The 22959-nt window shown below is 47.7% G+C and carries 11 protein-coding genes; all 11 read left to right on the forward strand.

Translation table 11 applies throughout. The features are described from left to right. The first annotated feature begins 2 nt into the window (after positions 1-2). The 11 genes from OCU49_RS11210 to OCU49_RS11260 all read left to right on the forward strand — a co-directional run bounded on the left by OCU49_RS11210 (position 3) and on the right by OCU49_RS11260 (position 22942). Complete coding sequence (locus tag OCU49_RS11210) at positions 3-1778, forward strand: ShlB/FhaC/HecB family hemolysin secretion/activation protein (RefSeq protein ID WP_261845073.1); 1776 nt, start codon at positions 3-5, stop codon at positions 1776-1778. Between the two features lie 95 nt (positions 1779-1873). Then, positions 1874-10642, forward strand: coding sequence for a two-partner secretion domain-containing protein (locus OCU49_RS11215; RefSeq protein WP_261845074.1), 8769 nt, complete (start codon positions 1874-1876; stop codon positions 10640-10642). A 24-nt stretch (positions 10643-10666) separates the two neighbouring features. After that, on the forward strand, positions 10667-11410 hold the full coding sequence (locus tag OCU49_RS11220) for a SapC family protein (RefSeq protein ID WP_261845075.1): 744 nt from the start codon (positions 10667-10669) through the stop codon (positions 11408-11410). Further along, positions 11410-13047, forward strand: a complete 1638-nt coding sequence (gene tssA / locus OCU49_RS11225) for a type VI secretion system protein TssA (RefSeq protein WP_261845076.1) — start codon at positions 11410-11412, stop codon at positions 13045-13047. Before OCU49_RS11220 ends, tssA begins: the two co-directional genes overlap by 1 nt. Before the next feature lie 14 nt (positions 13048-13061). Next, positions 13062-13550, forward strand: a complete 489-nt coding sequence (tssB, locus tag OCU49_RS11230) for a type VI secretion system contractile sheath small subunit (protein ID WP_261845077.1) — start codon at positions 13062-13064, stop codon at positions 13548-13550. A gap of 34 nt (positions 13551-13584) precedes the next feature. Further along, positions 13585-15069: a type VI secretion system contractile sheath large subunit gene (gene tssC, locus OCU49_RS11235; protein ID WP_261845078.1), complete on the forward strand. Its 1485-nt coding sequence runs from the start codon at positions 13585-13587 to the stop codon at positions 15067-15069. A gap of 66 nt (positions 15070-15135) precedes the next feature. Next, on the forward strand, positions 15136-15555 hold the full coding sequence (gene tssE / locus OCU49_RS11240; RefSeq protein WP_261845079.1) for a type VI secretion system baseplate subunit TssE: 420 nt from the start codon (positions 15136-15138) through the stop codon (positions 15553-15555). A 3-nt stretch (positions 15556-15558) separates the two neighbouring features. Beyond that, entirely contained in the window at positions 15559-17349 is a 1791-nt protein-coding gene (gene tssF / locus OCU49_RS11245; protein ID WP_261845080.1) for a type VI secretion system baseplate subunit TssF, read from the forward strand. Further along, the gene (tssG, locus tag OCU49_RS11250) at positions 17313-18608 is read left to right on the forward strand and encodes a type VI secretion system baseplate subunit TssG (RefSeq protein ID WP_261845081.1); all 1296 of its coding nucleotides are present in this window, start codon (positions 17313-17315) and stop codon (positions 18606-18608) included. Before tssF ends, tssG begins: the two co-directional genes overlap by 37 nt. 21 nt (positions 18609-18629) lie before the next feature. Further along, positions 18630-21278 (forward strand): type VI secretion system ATPase TssH, encoded by a 2649-nt coding sequence (gene tssH, locus OCU49_RS11255; RefSeq protein WP_261845082.1) that lies wholly within the window; start codon positions 18630-18632, stop codon positions 21276-21278. 11 nt (positions 21279-21289) lie between these two features. After that, positions 21290-22942, forward strand: coding sequence for a sigma-54-dependent Fis family transcriptional regulator (locus tag OCU49_RS11260; protein WP_261845083.1), 1653 nt, complete (start codon positions 21290-21292; stop codon positions 22940-22942). Positions 22943-22959 lie beyond the last annotated feature (17 nt).

Below are 22959 nucleotides of genomic sequence, written 5' to 3' on the forward strand. Positions count from 1 at the left end.
TAGTGATACATCAACGTTTCTGTTCTCTTCTGATTCCTGCTTTTGTTATGGGAGCTGCTACGGCTTCTCATGCCCAGACTATTCCTGATACGGCAACTCCTGGCGCTATTGTGAGTCCGCTTCCGGATTTATTAATACAGCCAGATAATACACTGGATATTACGATTCCAGCTAAGCAAGACCGTCCACTGAATCTTGAATCAGGCCCCGTCATTCAGGTTGAAAAAATCACTCTTTATGAGCTTGGTAAAGGCTATGAAAAAGGTCTGAAGATTGTCTCTGATGCTCATGTTGAAAAGCTTATTGAAGGGAGCTTAACAGAGCGCTCTGGTGGCTTTACTTTGGGTCAGTTACAGGCGCTTGCGGATGAAATTACAAACTACTATCGCCAGCGCGGATGGATCTTATCGACAGTGTATCTGCCAGAGCAGGAGGTTGATGGTGGTGCTGTTGTTTTTCATTTGTTGCCCGGAACATTGTCAGGAACCTCTGTACAGGGCGAATCATCTTACTCAGACGAACAGTTAATGAAGCCTTTCGATGACTCTCTGGATTCCATATTGGATAAAGATGAGATTGAAAGAGGGCTTCTGACAGTTCTGAGTTATCCGGGAATTGCTGTATCGGGTGTTCTGGAGCCAGGTGAAGAAGTGGGTACAACGCGTCTTAATCTTGCGGTTAATAGTGAAGATCGTTTTACAGGGTTGGTGTATCTGGATAATAAAGGTTCTTCGTATTCTGGTGAGGAACGTTTGGGTGTTGGCCTGCTTTTTAATAATCCGCTGGGCTTAACCGATCTGTTACGTTTGGATGGGATGGTACAGAACAAACCGGAAGTTGAAGGTGAAAACTCGGTTAACCGTGCCTTTTTTGGTGGTCTTACCTATAGCTTGCGGCCATTCGATCCGGATTACGAGTTCAGCGTTACTTTAGCCGAAAACCAATATGATATTGGACGTGAGCTTGCAACCTTTGGATTTGAGGGTAAAACCCGCCGTACGTCTCTGGGTGTTAAGAAACAGTTGCAGCGAAGCCGTACATTTAATGATTCAGTTTCATTTGCGCTCGATTTAAATGATGCGCAGGTTACCCGTGACGGTGATCTTGAATCTCAGGATAAATTAACGACGGTTGAACTGAAGTATAACGCTGACTTTACTGACGGGGTGATGGGCGGCGGTTATTCCGCGTTAGCGGTTTCCTACACTCGTGGTCTTGAGGATACGTTAGGCAGTTTCAGCAATGGCGATGAGCGCATTAGCCGTTTATCTGCTGATGGCCGTGCGCCAGTTGATTTTTCTAAGTTCAATCTGAGTGTTTCCCGATATCAGCGGTTTATTGCCAATACCTCTTTAAGGGGACGTTTTAACCTGCAGTATTCGGATGACCCTCTGGTCTCACTTGAGCAGTTCTCCATTGGTGGTGCGGACAGCGTCAGAGCATATCCCGGCGCGGAATTTATGGCAGATAAAGGTTTTTTCGCCAGCGTTGAGTGGATCGTACCAGCGCCATTTTTCTCAGACACACCGGCATTTAAGGGTCGCACCTGGGGAGATGTGCTGCAGTTGTCGGCATTCTACGATTATGGTCGTGGCGTTAAGAACGATGCGTTGGCCAATGAAGATAAAGATCAAAAGCTGGATGGCTATGGTCTAGGTTTGCGTTTTGCACCGCTTGAGAGTGTTGAACTTAATTTTACTGTGGCCAGAGCGCTTGCAGGAGAACCGAGTAATAAGCGCGAACCTCAGATATTTGTTGATTTGATATACCAATTTTAATGTTTCTGATTGTCGACACAGGACGTGCAATCTAATGAATAGGGCGTAAGCCTGAGATAGTGGAAAGGATTCTTATGAGCTGGTCAAGAACAGCAATGTCAACTTTTGTTAAGTCCGCAATGGTCGCGGGTGTCAGTGGTTCTGTCGTTATACCTAACCAAGTGCTTTCCGCGCCTAAGGGCGGGGTGATATCTCATGGCAGCGGTAGCATCAATACCAATGATAAAGTAACCACTGTGCAGCAGTCTTCATCCTCAATGGTGGTTGACTGGCAGAGCTTTAATGTTGCGCAGGATGAGCTGGTTAAATTCGAGCAACCATCGACCAAAGCAGCGACTCTTAACCGTATTCATGATCAGCAGGCGTCGCAGATTTTAGGGCGCGTTGAAGGGCAGGGTAAGGTCTTTTTAATAAACCCGAATGGTATTGTGTTCGGTGAGAATTCTTCGGTAAACATCGGCAGCCTGGTTGCTTCTACAAAACAGATTTCTGACCATGACTTTATGTCTGGCAATATTGTTCTGCAGGATTCCGGGGATGAAGGCGTCATTATTAACAAAGGAACTCTGATGGCTGCAACCGGCGGTGCCGTAGTGCTTGTCGGGGATACCGTTGTCAATGAAGGTGTTATTCAGGCTACCAAGGGAAGGGTTATTTTAGCCTCAGCGGAGAGTGCAACGCTGGACTTTGATGGCGACGGTTTGTTGAAATTTAAATTGACCGGAGAAACTACCGGAGCTGAATCTGATACGGCTGTCCTGAACACCGGATTGATTTCAGCAGCAGATGGTTCTGTTCTGCTAACGGCCAAAGCTGCCAGAGATGTGTTTGCCAATGTGGTAAACAATACCGGTGTGATTGAGGCTAAAGGTATTGATACCAGCGGCGGAAAGATCAGACTTATTGGCGAAGGTGGAGCCGTACGAAACAGTGGTCAGCTGATTGCATCCAGTGCAACAGGAGCTGGTGGCGATATTGATGTGACTGGTGATCGCACGATAGTTGAGGCAGGTGCTTTGCTGGATGTGTCCGGTGAGACTGGCGGCGGTAATATTCGTGTTGGTGGTGGTTATCAGGGTAAGGATACCGACATCAATAACTCCGGGGAGACGCTGGTTGAAGAATCCGCTGAGTTGAAAGCTGATGCCGGTGCCGGTGATGGCGGGCGTGTGATTGTCTGGGCTGACGAAACTACCAGTTATAAAGGCTCAATTTCTGCCAGAGGCGGAGAGAGCCAGGGCGATGGTGGATTTGCCGAAGTTTCCGGTAAGGAAACGCTGCAGTTTTCCGGTGATGTTGATCTCAGTGCGCCTTCCGGAAAAACCGGTGAGCTTCTGATTGATCCTAAGAATATCCGTATTGCGAAGAGCGGTAGTCCGATTTCTGGCAATATTGACGCTTCTGATCCCCCTACTGACGCTCGTATTGATGTTGATGATCTGATTGAACTTTTGAAAACTACGAATATCTCTTTGCAGGCTACTGATAATATTTTTGTTGAAGCTGGGATTGATACCAGTGTTAACACTGGTGGTGTGGTTGCAACAACGAATCTGACTTTGGATGCCGGCAAAGATATATCAATTAATGACGAGATTCGCCTGGTAAATGGTGAAACCCTGTCATTGACGGCAGGCGGTTTAATCTCTCAAAGCCATTCCGTTACAGCCAGTTCTGTGAATATTGATGCTGATACAGTAACGCTTACGCAGGCGAATGATTTCGATACATTATCTTTGAATGGTGCTACGGCCCAGATAAATGATGTGGATGGTGTTGAATTTGGCAGTACGGATTTAACTGGTAATTTAACAGTGACAGCTGCTGGCAATATCACTCAGTCTGGCGTTGTTGAGGTTGCTGGAGCGACCAGCCTGACAGCAACAAATGCGGATATCACGCTGGATAACAGTGGCAATGACTTTTCTTCGCTGGCGCTGAACGGGATAAATGCCACTATAGAGGACAGTAATGCATTGACGCTGGCTGCTTCGACACTGACCGGAAATCTGGATGTCACTTCCGGGGGCGATCTTACTCAGTCAGGTGCCATTGATGTGGATGGTGCGACCAGCCTGACAGCAACAAATGCGAATATCACCCTTTTTAATGCGAGTAATGACTTCAGTAGTTTATCTGCTTCTGCAAATAACCTGAGTATTCGTGATGTTAATGCGCTGAGCATGGGTGCTTTGAATGTTAATAATCTGACTGTAACAATCGGTGGTGATCTGACTCAGTCAGGTGCATTTGTAGCTACTAATACGGCTAATATTGATGCCAACTCTGCGATTCTGACGCAGGCGAATAATTTCAAGACTCTGTCTTTGAATGGTGGTTCGGCTGAGGTTAACGATGTAAACAGTATTGAGCTTGGTGCCTCGGATCTGACCGGTACCTTAACAGTGACTGCCGCCGGGAATATTACCCAGTCAGGCGCTGTTGAGGTTGCTGGAGCGACCAGCCTGACCGCGACAGGTAGTAATATCACGCTGGATGACAGCGGTAATAACTTTTCTTCGCTGGCGCTAAGCGGGGTGAATGCCACGATAAAGGACAGTAATGCATTAACGTTGGCTGCTTCGACACTGACCGGAACTTTGGATGTCACTTCCGGGGGCAATCTCATTCAGTCTGGCGCTGTTGATGTGGATGGGGCGACCAGCCTGACAGCAACAAATGCGGATATCACCCTTGTCAATGCGGGTAATGACTTCAGTAGTTTATCTGCTTCTGCAAATAATCTGAGTGTGAGTGACGCTAACGCACTGAGGATTGCGGCTCTGAATGTGAATGACTTGTCTGTTACTACTGGTGGTGAACTGACCCAGACAGGTGCATTTGTAGTTACTAATACGGCTAATGTTGATGCCAGCTCTGCCATTCTGACGCAGGCGAATAATTTCAAGACTTTGTCTTTGAATGGTGGTTCGGCTGAGGTTAACGATGTAAACAGTATTGAGCTTGGTGCCTCGGATCTGACCGGTACCTTAACAGTGACTGCTGTTGGGAATATTACCCAGTCAGGCGCTGTTGAGGTTGCTGGAGCGACCAGCCTGACCGCGACAGGTAGTAATATCACGCTGGATGACAGCGGTAATAACTTTTCTTCGCTGGCGCTAAGCGGGGTGAATGCCACGATAAAGGACAGTAATGCATTAACGTTGGCTGCTTCGACACTGACCGGAACTTTGGATGTCACTTCCGGGGGCAATCTCATTCAGTCTGGCGCTGTTGATGTGGATGGGGCGACCAGCCTGACAGCAACAAATGCGGATATCACCCTTGTCAATGCGGGTAATGACTTCAGTAGTTTATCTGCTTCTGCAAATAATCTGAGTGTGAGTGACGCTAACGCACTGAGGATTGCGGCTCTGAATGTGAATGACTTGTCTGTTACTACTGGTGGTGAACTGACCCAGACAGGTGCATTTGTAGTTACTAATACGGCTAATGTTGATGCCAGCTCTGCCATTCTGACGCAGGCGAATAATTTCAAGACTTTGTCTTTGAATGGTGGTTCGGCTGAGGTTAACGATGTAAACAGTATTGAGCTTGGTGCCTCGGATCTGACCGGTACCTTAACAGTGACTGCTGTTGGGAATATTACCCAGTCAGGCGCTGTTGAGGTTGCTGGAGCGACCAGCCTGACCGCGACAGGTAGTAATATCACGCTGGATGACAGCGGTAATAACTTTTCTTCGCTGGCGCTAAGCGGGGTGAATGCCACGATAAAGGACAGTAATGCATTAACGTTGGCTGCTTCGACACTGACCGGAACTTTGGATGTCACTTCCGGGGGCAATCTCATTCAGTCTGGCGCTGTTGATGTGGATGGGGCGACCAGCCTGACAGCAACAAATGCGGATATCACCCTTGTCAATGCGGGTAATGACTTCAGTAGTTTATCTGCTTCTGCAAATAATCTGAGTGTGAGTGACGCTAACGCACTGAGGATTGCGGCTCTGAATGTGAATGACTTGTCTGTTACTACTGGTGGTGAACTGACCCAGACAGGTGCATTTGTAGTTACTAATACGGCTAATGTTGATGCCAGCTCTGCCATTCTGACGCAGGCGAATAATTTCAAGACTTTGTCTTTGAATGGTGGTTCGGCTGAGGTTAACGATGTAAACAGTATTGAGCTTGGTGCCTCGGATCTGACCGGTACCTTAACAGTGACTGCTGTTGGGAATATTACCCAGTCAGGCGCTGTTGAGGTTGCTGGAGCGACCAGCCTGACCGCGACAGGTAGTAATATCACGCTGGATGACAGCGGTAATAACTTTTCTTCGCTGGCGCTAAGCGGGGTGAATGCCACGATAAAGGACAGTAATGCATTAACGTTGGCTGCTTCGACACTGACCGGAACTCTGGATGTCACTTCCGGGGGCAATCTCATTCAGTCTGGCGCTGTTGATGTGGATGGGGCGACCAGCCTGACAGCAACAAATGCGGATATCACCCTTGTCAATGCGGGTAATGACTTCAGTAGTTTATCTGCTTCTGCAAATAACCTGAGTGTGAGTGATGCTAACGCACTGAGGATTGCGGCTCTGAATGTTAATGACCTGACTGTTACCGCTGGTGGTGCTCTGACCCAGACAGGTGCATTTGTCGTTACTAATAATACCAGTCTTAATGGCACTGCAACGTTGAATCATGCTAGCAATGATTTCAATAAACTTACTGTTTCAGGCAATAAAAATATTTCCCTGACAGATATGAATGAAATCGTAATTGCTGAGTCAAGCCTGAGTGGGGATCTGACGATCACTGCAGGAGGAAATATCACCCAGTCCGGTGCGATTGATTTGGATGGAGTCTCTATACTGACAGCTTCTGGTGATATTACTCTGGAAAATGCTGGAAACGATTTTAATAGTTTATCTGCTTCTGCAAATAACCTGAGTGTGCGTGACGCTAACGCACTGAGTATTGCTGCCCTGAATGTGAATGACTTGTCTGTTACTACTGGTGGTGAACTGACGCAGACTGGTGCATTTGTCGTTACTAATAATACCAGTCTTAATGGCACTGCAACGTTGAATCATGCTAGCAATGATTTCAATAAACTTACTGTTTCAGGCAATAAAAATATTTCCCTGACAGATATGAATGAAATCGAAATTGCTAAGTCAAGCCTGAGTGGGGGGCTGACGATTGTTGCAGGTGGGCATATCACCCAGTCCGATGCGATTGAAGTCGGCGGCGCGACCAGCCTAACAGCGACAGGTGGCGATATCACCCTTTTAAATGTGGGTAATGATTTCAGTAGTTTATCTGCTTCAGCAAATAATCTGAGTGTGCGTGACGCTAATGCACTCAGCATTGCAGCCCTGAATGTTAATGACCTGACTGTTACCACCGGTGGTGCACTGACTCAGACCGGTGCATTTGTCGTTACTAATGATGCCAGTATTAATGGCACTGCGACGTTGAATCATGCAAACAATGATTTCAATACCCTTACTGTTTCAGGCAATAAAAATATTACCCTGACAGATGTGAATGAAATCGTAATTGCTGAGTCAGGCCTGAGTGGAAACCTGACGATTGCTGCAGGAGGAAATATCACCCAGTCCGGTGCGATTGATGTGGATGGAGTCTCTATACTGAGTACTTCTGGTGATATTACTCTGGAAAATAGCGGAAACGACTTTAATAGTCTGTCTGCCTCGGCAGCGAATCTTAGTGTGCATGATGTAAATGCGCTTAGTATGGGGGCTGTGACCGTTGATCATCTTAGCGTAACGGCCGGTGGTGCACTCACTCAGACCGATGCGTTTGTTGTTGCCAATACCGCTAATATTAATGCCAGCTCCGCTACGCTGACTCAGGCGAATAATTTCAATACCCTCACATTAAATGGTGGCTCGGCAGAGATCAATGACGTGAACGCTATTGAGCTGGGCAGCACAGGTCTGACTGGCTCTCTGGAAATTACAACTGCAGGAAATATAACTCAGTCCGGTGCGATTGAAGTCGGCGGCGCGACCAGCCTGACAGCAACAAATGCGGATATCACACTGGATAACAGTGGTAATAACTTTTCTTCGCTGGCTCTGAACGGGGTGAATGCCACGATCGAGGATAGTAATGCATTGGCGCTGGCTGCTTCGACACTGACCGGAACTCTAGATATTACTTCAGGAGGCGGTCTCACTCAGTCTGGCGTTGGCGCTATTGATGTAGATGGAACGACTACGCTGACTGCTAGCGGTGACATTACGTTAGAAAATGCATCCAATGACTTTAATAGTATAACCGCTTCGGCAAATAATCTCAGCGTGCGTGATACCGATTCGCTGAACATTGCTGCTCTGAATGTTAATGATCTGGCTGTTACAGCCGGTGGTGAACTGACACAGACCGGTGCATTTGTGGTTACTAATACAGCCAGTATTGATGCCAACGTAGCAACCCTGACTCAGGCAAATGATTTTAACACTCTGTCTTTGAGCGGTGCTTCGGCTCTGGTTAACGATGTGAACGCTATTGAGCTGGGCAACACGGATTTGACCGGTAGCTTAACATTGACAGCCGCTGGCAATATTACTCAGTCAGGTGCTGTTAAGGTTGATTTCGAGACTAACCTGACGGCAACGAATGCGGATATTACGCTTGTAAACGCGGCCAATGACTTCATCAGATTGTCTGCTTCTGCAAATAATTTGAGTGTGCGTGATGCTAATGCACTGAGTATAGGTGCGTTGAGTGTAAATGATCTGAGCGTGACGACCGGCGGTGCTCTGACTCAGACGGGAGCGTTTGTTGTCGCTAACACGGCGAGTATTGATGCCAGCTCAGCCACGCTGACTCAGGCAAATAATTTCAACACATTATCGTTGAATGGCGGCACTGCCCAGATTAACGATGTTGACGGTGTTGTTCTGGGAAGTTCAGACCTGACAGGCAACTTAACAGTGACAGCTGCTGGAAATATCACTCAGTCCGGTGCGATTAAAGCCGGCGGGGCAACTAGTCTTACAGCAACAGGTGCTGACATCACACTGGATAACAACGGTAACAATTTCTTTTCGCTGGCGCTGGATGCTGTCAATGCCACGATAGAGGATAGCAATGCATTAACATTGGCTGCTTCAGCTCTGACCGGAAATCTGGATGTCACTTCCGGAGGCAACCTCACTCAGTCTGGTGCTATTGATGTGGACGGTGCGACCAGTCTGACCGCGACAAGTGGCGATATCACGCTGAATAACAGCGGTAATGATTTCAATAGTTTATCTGCTTCTGCAAATAATCTGAGTGCGCGCGATGTTAATGCATTGAGCATGGGCACTATAAACGTAAATGATCTGAGTGTGACTGCCGGTGGTGCGTTGAGCCAGACCGGCGCGATTGTTGTCGCTAACACGGCGAGTATTGATGCAGATACAGTGACACTGACTCAGGCAAACAACTTTAATACTCTGGAATTGAAAGCTGATTCTGCTCAGATCAACGATGTCGATAGCATCGTTCTGGGTGAATCTGATTTGACAACGTCTCTGAGTGTAACTGCAGCAGGAGATATTTCTCAGATCGGTGCATTGTCAGTGCCTTCACTCTCGATAGATGCGGGCGCAGGCAATGTCACTCTTGAGCATACAGGCAATCAGTTTGATAACCTTAGTATCGCAGGGAATCATGTCAGTATTCGGGATCAGGACGCACTTGAATTGAGAGATGTGAATGCGGCGAATTTTAAAGTTGTAGTTGATTCCGCAATTTCGCAACAGGTTGGAACGGTACTGACGGTCACTGATGAGCTGTCATTGTCTGCCAGCAACATTACGCTGGGCAATGCTAATCAGATCCATGCTGTTGAGCTACTGGGTGGTGGCAGTGTGATTCTGAAAAATACAGCAGATCTTGAGTTAAATGATATTGATGTCACTGATTTAACACTGGATGTAACAGGTTCTATCAGTAATACCACCGCCAGTAATATTAATGTGGCAAATGCCTTTACGGTAACAAACACTGGAAATATTGATTTAGGTCGAATTAGCGGAGACCAGGTCAATTTTGGTTCGGTTGTGCTGAATAGCGGTAATGTGATTCTGCACGAAGATAGCAGTACTTTACTGCAATCTTCTACAGCTTCTAGTTTAACTGTTAACAGTGCCGGCAATGTTACAGATGATGGTGATCTTTCTGTTTCTGGGCTGTTAACGGTTGATGCCTCAGGGGATATCGAATTAGGAACGCTTGGGGCATCGGAAGTCACACGGTTTGGTCAGATCAGCCTGAAGGGGGCGAATATTCGCCTGATTGAGGAAGACGCCATATTGGTGAACCGTGCCGAAGGTGATTCAGTAGAGCTTATTTCTGAAACAGGTGGCATTAAAACCAACGGTACTCAGATTGTCGCCCAAAGCCTGCTGAGACTGGATGCCGGTCCCAATCAGGATATTGGTGACCCCGGGAACCTGGTTAATTTCACACTGGATACCAGCGGCTCATTGATTATTGATGCCCGGAGCGCATATCTGACTCAGTCGGCGGCTGATATTTCCCGTCAGGTTGCTTTGTTCAGTTCTACCGCATTGATTCGCTCAGAAGCAAACCTTAACGCGTTGACCCGATCTGAGGTTCAGTTCCTCAGTTATCTGTTGGGCCTGGATGATGCGCTCTTCAATGAGTTTGTGACAATTTTCGATGTGGCCGATGAGGGTATGTTGTTGCCTGAAGATCAGCGTGAAGAAGAGCTTGCATGGTTCAATAATGATGGGCGTTATCTGGTATCGGTTGATCGTAATGACCGCTTTGAGTATTACCATGATCAATGGGCGAAATACGGTATTGTATTTTCTCTGCAGGCAATGAATACTCAGCAGGGCATCATGGAATGGATGTAATAATGGATAGGGAGTGTCGACCGAATGAGTGTTAAAAAACCTTTATTTTACAACAAGATTACAGCGCTGAGTCACCGCACTCACGGTGCTTGCTATCTTGATAATAACGTTGGTTTCCATTTCGCGAAGGAAGCAAACTCCGTCCCGGTGGGCGTCAACGAGTTTGCTTCTGCCTGTCATTCTTTTCCTATTGTGTTTTTGCTGGAAGACAATGAAGCGGTGCCTATTATTGTGCTGGCTATTCAGGCAAACCTGAATCAATGGGTCAGCGCTGAAGGTGAATGGTCTGGACAATATATACCTGCTTATATTCGCCGTTACCCGTTTATTGCTGTCCGGACCGATGAGAGTGAATTAACACTCTGTATCGATGAGAAAAGCGACAAACTGAACCGCGATGGTCGTGGTATCCCTCTGTTCGAAGGTGAAAAGCCAAGCGAATTCCTGAAACAGATTCTTAAGTTTACTGAGGCTTTTGAGGCAGAGCGGGATCGAAACCAGATGCTTTCGGCGCTCTTGCAGGAATTAGATCTGCTGGAACCTGCTCAGCTTAATGCTAAACCAGAAGCGGAGCGTACTATTTTGTCGGGCTTTTGGGTGGTTTCCAGGGCTCGACTTGAGCAACTGGATCAGGAGAGTGTCGCCAGACTTCACAAAGCTGGGGCGCTGGAACTCATCTACCAGCATCTGTTATCCCTTAAGTGCTTTCAGCAATTAAAGCTGGAACAAAAACAATCTGATAATGCTATAGCAGAAGGAGCTGCTTAATGGATCAGCAGGAAGTTCTGAATTATGCATTGCCGTTATCGGGAGAGTTATCCGCAGGGCCAGAGGTAAAGCATAATGATGATTTTACGGCGTTAGAAGATGAACTGAGAAAGTCAGAAGGCATCAATATACAGCCGGTTGACTGGGATAAGGTCGAAACGCTGGCTGCAAAGATATTGAAGGAGCAAAGTAAGGACCTGCGGGTAGCTGCGCGCCTGGCAGCTGCGCTTTTTTATCGTTATAGCTTTGAAGGTCTTAATCTGGGCTTCCAGCTATTACGTGATCTGGTCAATGCGCCATATTGGTCTGAGATCCATCCTGCCAGACCTAAGAGTCGTGGTGCCGCAGTAACCTGGCTGCTGCAAAAGATTGACAGGCCCTTTTCTGAATACCAGTCGACATTAGATCAGGCCGTATCAGTTATTGATGCGACAAATGCCTTTGTCGAGCTGGATAACAGCCTGGCTGACAAACTGGGTGACAAAGCCCCCAGTTTATTTGATTTCAGGAATGTTCTCGGCCGGTATAAGCAAGAGGCTGAATTCCTACTCGAAGAGGCAAAGCAAAAACAGGCGGAGCCAGAGCCCGCACCAGAACCTGAAATCAGTAAGCCAGTGAGTCAGGACAACGGGTCTGCACCTGTCAGGGTGCCGGCAGAGCAACCGACACCTGCAGCTGCGCCTGAAGCCGTGAAAGCGCCTGTTCATACACCTGTGGCGGTATCATCTTCGGAAGATATTGCTAAAGCGCTCCGCTCATGTGGTTCGACAATTACTAAAGCTGCACACTTGCTACGTTCACAAAGAGTGAATGATGCTTATCCCTATTTTCTTCTGCGTTCCGGTGTCTGGATGCAGCTAAAGGAAACGCCTCCTGATGCTGTTTTACCGGCACCTGCCGAAAGTAAAGTGATGGCCTTGAAACAGTTGGAGCAGGCTAAAGACTGGCCGGGTTTGATTGAAGAATGTGAAAAAACCTTCGCATCGGGTCAGGTCTTCTGGCTTTCCCTACACCGTATGGTAGCTAATGCGCTGGAAGCGATTACCGCAAAAGAAGCGGCACAGGCTGTCAAAGATTCGGTCTCCATGTTGGTATCCCGAATGCCGGAACTGCTTAACGGAAGCTTTGCTAATGGCGAAGGTTTTGCCGATGAAATGACCAAAGCGTGGATCGCTTCTCTCAGCACCGGATCAGTTGATGCGCCAGCGGCAGATAAAGGTTCTGCAACAGCCTCAGCACCCTGGCATGAGGTTGCTGCCAAAGCTAAGCAGTCTGCAATCAGCGGTGATTTTGATCAGGGTCTGGCGATGTTTAAAAGTGGCATTGCCGCAGTCAGTAGTCTGAGAGAGCAGGCCTACTGGCAGTTTGAGCAGGCCCGCTATTGCTTTGAGAGCGGGTATCTCGACATAGCTCAACCTCAACTGACGTATCTGCAGCAAATGATCGAAGAAAAACAGCTGCAGCATTGGGAGCCACTTCTGCATCTGGATGTGATCAGGCTTCTGGTGAATTGCCATATGCAAAATCAGACAAAGAAAAAATATACAACAGAGCAGCTTATCCATGTTGATCAACTGAAGGCGCATTTGTGCCTGATGGATCCTCTGGGCGCGCTGTCCATTCTCAAAACAAACTAACGAAGGAAGTAACCATGGCTAAAGAAGGATCAGTCGCTCCTAAGGAAAGGATCAATATTGTCTATAAGCCTGCTATAGGCGATGCAAAGGAAGAGATTGAATTACCGCTGAAGATCATGATGGTGGGTGATTATACTTTGCGTGAAGACGAAGACGAGGTGGAGGACCGTGAGCTGATTGATGTCGACAAGGCGAATTTTAACGACGTCATGTCTAATCAGAAGCTGAGCTTGCAACTGACAGTGCCTAATAAATTGTCTGGTGAAGAGGGCGATGAAATGCCCGTGGATCTGAGCATCGATACGCTGAAAGATTTTGAGCCAGAAGCCGTGGTCCGCCAGGTTCCGGAAATGGCTAAGCTCCTCGAGCTGCGAGAAGCATTGTCATTCTTGAAAGGTCCACTGGGCAACGTACCTGCTTTTCGTAAGCAGATTGATGAGCTGTTAGGCGACGACGAGTCACGTCAGAAGTTGATGGCTGAACTCGGCATTGAGCAACCGTAAGTTTACGCGGCAATTAAGGTAAAGGAATAAAAAGATGTCAGAACAGGAAATGATTGCGGGGCAAGCTGAAGTCGTTGAAACAGAGAGCGGCTCCTTGCTCGATCAGATTTTGCAGCAAACCAACATGAAAGCAGGTGATGAGTCTTATGATGTTGCATCGAAAGGTGTACAGGCTTTCATTGCAGAGATCCTGACTTCGGGTGAGAAGACCGAGCGGGTTCGTAAACAGCTTGTCGACGATATGATTGCTGAGATCGATGAAAAACTGAGTCTTCAACTTGACCAGATTCTGCATAACGAGAAAGTGCAGAAACTGGAATCGGCCTGGCGTGGCCTGAAGTTTGTTGTTGACCGGACCGATTTCCGCGAGAACAACAAAATTCAAATCCTGAATGTTTCAAAGGATGATCTGGCTGTCGATTTTGAAGATGCGTCAGAGATCACCCAGTCAGGTTTATACAAGCAGGTTTATACCGCTGAATACGGTCAGCACGGTGGTGAACCTGTAGCTGCAATTATGGCCAACTATGAGTTTGAACACAGCGCTCCGGATATCAGCTTACTGCAGAACGTAGCCAGTGTTTCCACTATGGCGCATGCGCCGTTCATCGGTGCTGCATCTCCAAAGTTCTTTGGCGTTGAAGACATTCAATCGTTGCCAAATCTGAACGATATCGCAGCTATTTTCGAAGGGCCTCAGTATGCTAAGTGGCGTTCGTTCCGTGAAAGCGAGGATGCCAGAAGTGTTGGTTTGACCCTGCCGAGATTCCTGCTGCGTTTACCTTATCATGAGCGTGATAACCCGGTTAAGGCGTTCTGTTATAACGAGAACATCGACGGTGATCATCAGAATTATCTATGGGGCAACACCTCTTTTGCGTTTGCTTCACGTCTGACTGAGAGCTTTGCTAAATACCGCTGGTGCCCGAATATTATTGGTCCGCAGAGCGGTGGTGCTGTTGAAGATCTGCCGTTGCATCAGTATGAAGCAATGGGCCAGATTGAAACGAAAATCCCTACTGAAGTACTGGTATCGGATCGCCGTGAATTTGAACTGGCGGAAGCGGGCTTTATCCCTCTTACCTTCAGAAAAGGCAGCGATAACGCAGCATTCTTCTCTGCTAACTCGACTCAGAAGCCGAAATTCTTTGGTATTAGCAAGGAAGGCAAAGAAGCTGAGATGAACTACAAACTCAGCACTCAGTTGCCGTATATGTTCATCGTTAACCGTCTGGCGCACTACATCAAAGTGCTGCAGCGGGAGAACATTGGTAGCTGGAAAGAGCGCAACGATCTGGAAGAAGAACTGAATGTCTGGATCCGTCAGTTTGTCGCCAATCAGGATGGTGCGAGTGCCGAAGTACGTAGCCGACGTCCGCTGCGTGATGCAAGCATTCAGGTTTCCGATGTTGAGGGTGAACCGGGCTTTTACCGTGTATCTATGAACGTGCGTCCGCACTTCAAATACATGGGGGCAGATTTCACTCTGTCTTTGGTTGGTAAGCTGGATAAGTCCTGATAACCGACCTGCAGGACGAGGGGGCTCTGTTGTATACCTCGTCCTGCACATGCCTGGAGGGTAAAGATGCTTGAGTATTCATTATTGCAGCGGATTGCATTAGGTGATGAAGGTGCGCAGCGGTCACTTGAGGTAGGGGTGGATAAGCTTCGCCAATCCGTCCGGTTGCATTTACAGAACCTGTTTAACGTGCGTTATGGCAGTGTTACTGCATTACCTGAGTATGGTTTGCCTGATTTTAATGACCTGGATTTGAATAGCGGATATATGCAGGCAGTTAAGGATATGCGTAAAGCGATTAAACGGGCATTGGAACTGTATGAGCCTCGTCTGGATCAGACCCGCGTATCCTTTACACAGAATGAAGATGATCCGACGGATCTGCGCTTTGAGATTGTGGCGCGTTTGGTTGTTCCCGGAAGCCCTGTGCGAGTTAAGTTTGAAACTATGATGGGAAATGATGGCTTATTTAAAGTACAGAGCTGAGTAATGGCATTTAACAAATATTATCAGGATGAGCTTTCTTACCTTCGAGAGTTAGGTGTTGAGTTTTCACACCAGAATCCGGGGTTGTCAAAGTTTCTGTCAGAAGAAGGCAATGATCCGGATGTTGAGCGTTTGTTTGAAGGCGTTGCATTCCTCACCGGGCGGCTCCGGCAGAAGCTTGATGATCAGCTACCTGAGATCACTCATTCTCTGACCAGCCTGTTATGGCCGCACTACCTGCGGCCATTACCTGCAATGAGTATTCTGGAGTACAAACCTGTCACCAGCGCACTGACAGAAGGAAAGAAAATCTCAAAGGGCGAGATGGTGCGCAGCGTAGAAGTGGATGGCACTGCTTGCCAGTTCAGGACTTGCTACGACGTTGATATATATCCTATCAGTCTGACTGATCTGACGACCTCCGTTAACAGTGATGGCGCGGAGATGGCTATTCGGTTTGAATTGGAAACTGGCGCTACAGCTGAGTCGATGCAGTTGAAAAACCTGCGGTTATTTTTGCACGGCGATCGCGAAACTCATATCAGCCAGGCCTTATATTTATGGCTGTTTCGTTATCTGGACAGTGTGCACTTAGAGGCCGGATACAAAGATGGCCGTGCTAATACGCAGCACCGTTTACCCGGGTTGCCGGTTTCTCCGGTTGGCTTTGCTGAAGATGAGGATTTGCTGCCTCAGAGTAACCGTTCATTTGAAGGTTATCGCTATTTGCAGGAGTTTTTCAGTTTGCCTGAAAAGTTCATGTTTGTAGATGTGAATGTCGATCTTCCGGTGATGTCAGCCCCCATGCTGGAGCACTTTACACTGAGATTTAAGTTTAATCGCCAGTTCGATTCTCAGCTGCGGGTGAAGAAAGGTCATGTTCGTCTGTTTTGTACACCTATCATCAACTTGTTTGAACATGATGCTGACCCGATCAAAGTTGACCCGCGCAAGCTGGAATATTTAGTCCGTCCTGATTATGGGCAGCAAGAACATATTGAGCTTTTCAGCATAGACAGTGTGTTGGGTAAGCAAAGAGGGCGAAGCGATATCTATCGCTATGAGGCGTTTGAGAGTTTTGAACACGAATTAAACCACAGTGATCAACGCCGTCAGATTTTTTATACGCAGCACAGGAAGATGTCGACCCTGCAAAATGGTGTCGATAATTATCTGCGCTTTGTTGATCTTGATAACCATAAAGCGCTACCCGTGACAGAGATCATTTCTATAGAACTGACCTGCACTAACCGCCAGTTGCCAGAAACACTAAGGGCGGGGGACATCATTTATCCCACTTCTGACTCCCCGGAATTTGTAACTTTTAAAAATATCTCCCGGGTGACCGGAGCATTACCGCCACCTGTCAGAGAAGGGCTGCACTGGCAACTTATTGCCAACCTTGCATTGCACTATCGCCCTCTGTCCAATCTGGAGTCACTTAAGAACTTGCTTACCAGCTATGACTTACGGGCAATGTTTGACCGGCAGACAGAGCGTGCCAGTAAACAGTTGCAGGAAGGAATCGTTGGTATTCAGACTGAGACGATTGATCGTATATCCAAGGGTGTGCCGGTTAGAGCGTTACAGACCCGGATGCAGATGCGGGAAAGCAAGTTTGGTGCAAAGGGGATACAGGGTGAAAGCAGCATGTTTTTATTCGCAGCGGTGCTGAGTGGCTTTTTTGCGCAGTACGCTCCGATTAACTCGCATCATCAACTGATTGTCGAAGGGCTTGAGAATGGAGAGGTGTATCAATGGAAGATACAACCGGGTTTGAAAACGATTCTCTGACTCAGCTTATTCTCAGGGATTCGCATCAGTTTGATTTTTTTCAGGCGGTGCGTCTGTTAGAAAAAAACGCTCCTGTAAAGGTCGGTTATCAGGGTGCCGTGGCTAAAGAGCAGGTTCGCTTTGCCGGGCACCCCTCGCTGGCGTTTGCCAGTAGCGATATAGCAAAAGCACGTATTGATTCCAGTGGAAAGGCAGTGCTGGAATCCAATTTCATCGGGCTGTATGGCGCGCCTTCGCCGATGCCCGTGCATGTAACGGAAAGCATCATTGCTGAGCAGATGCGGATCGAAACTCAGGATCATCAGACCTACTTCATTAAAAAAGAGGAGCAGCTTCAGCGCTTACGGGATTATCGACTGGATGTATCCAGTCTTCTGAACGATGCGACTGATATAAAAAAACAGATCAAGTCAGGCGCATTTGCGGTAAGGGAATTCAGTGAAAGCTGTTTAGAGCGTCTGAGACGTTCAGAATCCCTGCCCGACATTCTGGGGCGGTCCGATTATCAGGCATTCCGTCAGGGAGAGCTCCTGCTACAGCTTTATGATGTTCCTGCAGCAAGGCAAAGAGACTTTCTGGATCTGTTTAATCACCGGTTTACTTCGCTGCTGTATCGGAGCTGGGAAAAATATCAGCCGGGTATTCTGTATCAGAAAAGGGCTGAAGATCCGTTCTCTGAAGGTGTTTTCTCTCTGATGGGAGCGCCTGACAAACAGGCCAGAGAGCGTTCAGCAGTGAATTGGCCAAGGTTGTTGGGATACGCCGGGCTAATAGCAATGAATGCTAACTCAGTTAGCGTGATGACCTCTGTAATAAGTGGTTATTTTGGGATGATTCCGGTGCAAATCCAGGAGTACGTTGAGCGCTGGGCAGATATTCCGGGTGATCAGCTCAATAGCCTGGGTAAAGCCAATAGCCGGCTGGGTGATGACCTGTGTCTGGGAAAAAAAATTAAAGACCATTGCGGCAAGTTCAGAGTGTGTATTGGCCCTCTTGATTTTGAAACTTTTGAACGCTTTCTGCCCGATGGCGACGCTTATGCTGCTTTATTAGAACTTATTGAGCTCTTAATGCCGGAACAATTGTGCTTCGACATTGAGCTTATATTGAAACGCGAGGATGTTCCCCCGTTCACCCTGGGTGGGGCATCTGCACCGAAATTAGGTTGGGTGGGTTGGTTGGCGAAAGCCACGGGGGAAGACCCTCGTGTAGTGCTGAGCAACACCGTACAGGACAAATGGATCAGTAAGCCAGATTAATGGCTTGCCAGTGAAGGACTTATGGATAATATAAAAATGAAATCCCTGATGGGACGCCTGAACAAAAATGTAACCCGTGCGCTGGAAGCTTCTGCGGGGCTGGCGGTTTCCCATGGCGCTTATGAGATTAGCGTTGAGCATTTTTTACTGAAAATGCTGGAGGATGATAATGACCTCGCGCAGATTCTTGTGCACTACAAAATCAATGTTATGCACTTTGTCCGCGACCTGCAGCATGCAGTAGAGACGGATAAAAAAGGCAATACAGGTAAGCCTGTTTTCTCCCGTACACTGATGGGCTTGTTTGAAGACGCGTGGCTTATTGCGTCATTGGAACGGCGTGACAGCGAAATCCGCAGCGGTGTTTTGGTGCTGGCGATTCTGTCAAATCAGCGGCGTCACGGCATGGCTGGTTATTGTGACAGTTTGTCTGAAATTTCCGTTGATGATTTATTAAAAAATTACGACGACATTGTTGCTGATTCTCCAGAGCAGAAAGCCGTTTTGAGCCAGGCAGGTCATCAGGCTTCAGTTGCAGAGAAAGAAGTTGATCTGGGGCCTTTGCATAAATATTGCACACATTTTACAGCCCGAGCCCGGGAAGGTCTGATCGATCCGGTATTCTGCCGTGATACTGAAATCCGGCAGATGATCGATATATTAGGACGCCGTCGTAAAAATAACCCGATCTGTGTGGGTGATGCCGGTGTTGGTAAAACAGCAGTGGTTGAAGGGTTGGCGCTTAAAATTGCACAAGGAGAAGTGCCTGATGTTCTGGCCGATGTAGAGCTTTATGGCCTTGACCTGGGTCTGCTTCAAGCCGGCGCAAGTGTTAAAGGAGAATTCGAAAACCGTTTGAACGGCGTTATTACGGCGGTTAAAGAATCACCTAAACCTATTATTCTGTTCATCGATGAAGCCCATACGTTGATCGGTGCAGGCGGTGCTGCAGGCAGTGGCGATGCTGCCAACCTGCTTAAACCTGCTCTGGCTCGCGGTGAATTACGTACCGTTGCAGCAACCACTTGGTCCGAATATAAGAAGTACTTTGAGAAAGACCCTGCTTTAGCCCGCCGTTTTCAATTGGTAAAACTGGATGAGCCGACAGTCGATCAGGCCGTTACTATCATCAGAGGTCTGCGGGAAACTTATGAAGCAGCACACGGTGTTTATGTAAGAGATGATGCTGTTGAAGCGGCTGCAAGTTTGTCGTCACGTTACATTTCAGGTCGCCAGCTACCGGATAAAGCTGTTGATGTATTAGATACAGCAGCAGCCAGGGTCAAAATCAGTATCTCCTCTATTCCTTATGGCGTTGAAGATGCCGACCGTAGAATTCAGACATTACAGAGAGAAAGAGCGGCGCTCGAACGCGATATCGCCGCTGATATCATGGCCGATGAAGGCCAGTTAGATGCGCTGGATGTTTTGTTAGATCAGTCCATGACTGAGCGGGACGTGCTGACCGATCAATGGCAGAAAGAGAAAGCCATTGTTGAGCGGATTCTTGAACACCGACAAACACTGGCGAAGGCTCATCTTGAAACTGCAGAAGGGGACGCCTGTGAGACCATCGATGAAGCCGGGCTTAAGCAGCAGATTCGTGATGAGCTGGCTGAGCTTGCAGGCATTCAGGGTGACAATCCACTGATTCATTATGAAGTCTCTCCTGACGTTGTCGGACGTGTGATAGCAGACTGGACCGGTATTCCTCTGGGGAAAATGGTGCGGGATGAAGCAGCATCAGTACTGACACTGGCGGATAATTTAAAGCAGCGTATCCGTGGTCAGGACCATGCAATCGATGCAATTGACAGAGGGGTGCGTGCAGCTAAAGCCGGTGTCAATAATCCAGATACGCCGTTGGGTGTGTTCCTTCTTGTAGGGCCGAGTGGCGTGGGTAAAACTGAGATGGCTCTTGGCGTTGCCGATATGCTGTTCGGTGGCGAACGCTTTTTAACCACGATTAATATGTCCGAGTTTCAGGAGAAACATACTGTTTCCCGTCTTATCGGTTCACCACCTGGTTATGTCGGCTTCGGTGAAGGTGGTGTATTAACGGAAGCCGTACGTCAGAAGCCATATTCACTGGTGCTGTTGGATGAAGTGGAAAAAGCAGATCTGGAAGTGATGAACCTGTTCTATCAGGTGTTTGATAAAGGCATGTTGTCGGATGGCGAAGGCCAGCTAGTTAACTTCCGTAACTCCGCTGTATTTCTTACCTCGAATCTGGCAACTGAAATCATTACGGATATGTGTAGCGATGGTAAGCGTCCGGATCCGGAAGCGCTGATGGCGGCCATTCGCCCAACACTGAGTAAGCACTTTAAACCGGCACTGCTGGCCCGTATGCAAATTGTTCCTTTTTACACCATTGATACCTCAGTGATGTCTGATATCGCGCGTCTCAAGCTTAATAAAGTTGTCGATCGGGTAGGAAATAGTCAGCAACTGGACATGCAGTACACCGATGAGGTGGTCGAAACCATTGCGCAGCGATGCCAGGAAGTGGAAAGCGGTGCACGTAATATTGACCATATTATTAATGGCTCTCTTCTGCCGCAGTTAGCGAGTGAATTACTCGAACATATGAATAGTGAGGCCCGGTTTACACGCGTAGATCTGGATATAAACGATGCCGGTGATTTCTCGTTGTCTTTCAGTAAATAGCAGGATTAATAATGGATTATTCAATCGAAGATTCTGTATTGGCGCTTGAAGAGCTGGTTCAGATTAATCTTTCAATTACCCGTGAAAAGGATATCAAACGCTTACTGGATAAAATCCTCACAGCCGCCAGAAAACTGACGTCTGCAGAAGCTGGTTGTGTCTATATTCTGGATCGAAAAAAACGTTTCCTGATCCCTGAAGTGGCGCAGGGAGATTATTTTTCTCAGCTGAGTAATGAACTTCGCCCGGTTGATCTCCTGGCTGAAAAGCGTTCAGGCCAGACCGACGTTATCTCCTGGGCGGCCCTGTCGGGCCAGGTTGTTAATATCGCCAATACGTATCAATACAGCGGTTTTGATTTTGCTGAACAGTACCGTTTAGACAGACTCTTTGGTCAGCAAACGGTGTCAATGCTGGTGGTCCCGCTGACTGATTTTGAAGGCAGCAGCCTGGGGGTGATGAAACTTTACAATCGCCGGGAGAATGAGCAGGGAGAGATTAATGCTTTCCCGGCTCAGCTGGAAGGTTTGGTTAAAGCCTTTGCTGTTCAGGCTGTGGTGGTTGCAGAAAATGCGCGTTTGCTGGCAGATAACCGGGTACTGATAGAGCAACTGGATTCGGCCAGACATGTTCTGGAAATTGAAAATCAGGAGCTGAAAGAGCGAATCAGCGGTTCACTTGTAGTAGATAACATCATTGGTGACTCACCGGAGATGCGTAAGGTGTTCAGCCTGATGGAGAAAATCGTCAGCACCAGCGCAACCATTATGATTCGGGGCGAAACCGGAACAGGTAAGGAGTTGGTGGCTGCGTGCATTCACCGTAATAGTCCGCAACGCAGTAAGCAGGCTTTTGTCGCACAGAACTGCGCGGCATTGCCTGAAGAGCTCCTCGAGTCAGAATTATTCGGTTATAAGAAAGGTGCGTTCAGCGGTGCTTCTGCGGATAAAAAAGGACTGATTGAATTAGCCAGTGGTGGCACCTTATTTCTGGATGAAATCGGTGATATGCCACTTAAATTACAAGCTAAACTGCTGCGTGTTTTGCAAGAGCGGGAAGTGCGACCGCTGGGAGCTTTGCACCCTATAAAGATTGATCTGCGGGTGATTGCAGCAACCCATCAGGACCTTCTGGAACTCATTGATAAAGGAGAATTCAGGGAAGACCTTTATTATCGACTGAATGTTTTCCCGATTGACCTGCCGGCGTTAAAAGATCGACGTGACGATATCCCTGCGCTGGTTCACTACTTTATCGGAAATATAGCGCAGCAATATGGAAAACAGATTTCAGGTATTAAATCGGCAGTTTTAGATGTGATTCAGGCGCAGCCTTTACCGGGGAACATCAGAGAGCTCCGTAATATGATTGAGCGTGCTGTGTTATTAGCGCCAGAAGACGGCGTGATCGAGTTACAGCATTTGCCTGAATCAATGACTGCTGCAGCACCGGTTATGGCGGCAGATTCTGAAGGAGTTTGCCTGGATGGTGACAGCCTCAAGGATACAATGCAGCGGCTGGAAGCAAAGGTAATCGCCAAGAAACTGCAGGCGTATAAAGGTAACCAGACCCGTACCGCGAAAGCGTTGGGGGTTTCAAGAAGATCCTTGGTTGAAAAGTTGAGCCGGTACAATCTGCGTGATAATCCTTTGGTCTGCCATTGATCAGGTAGTGGTTCAGA

The organism is Aliamphritea ceti (genome assembly GCF_024347215.1).
Classification (GTDB): domain Bacteria; phylum Pseudomonadota; class Gammaproteobacteria; order Pseudomonadales; family Balneatricaceae; genus Amphritea; species Amphritea ceti.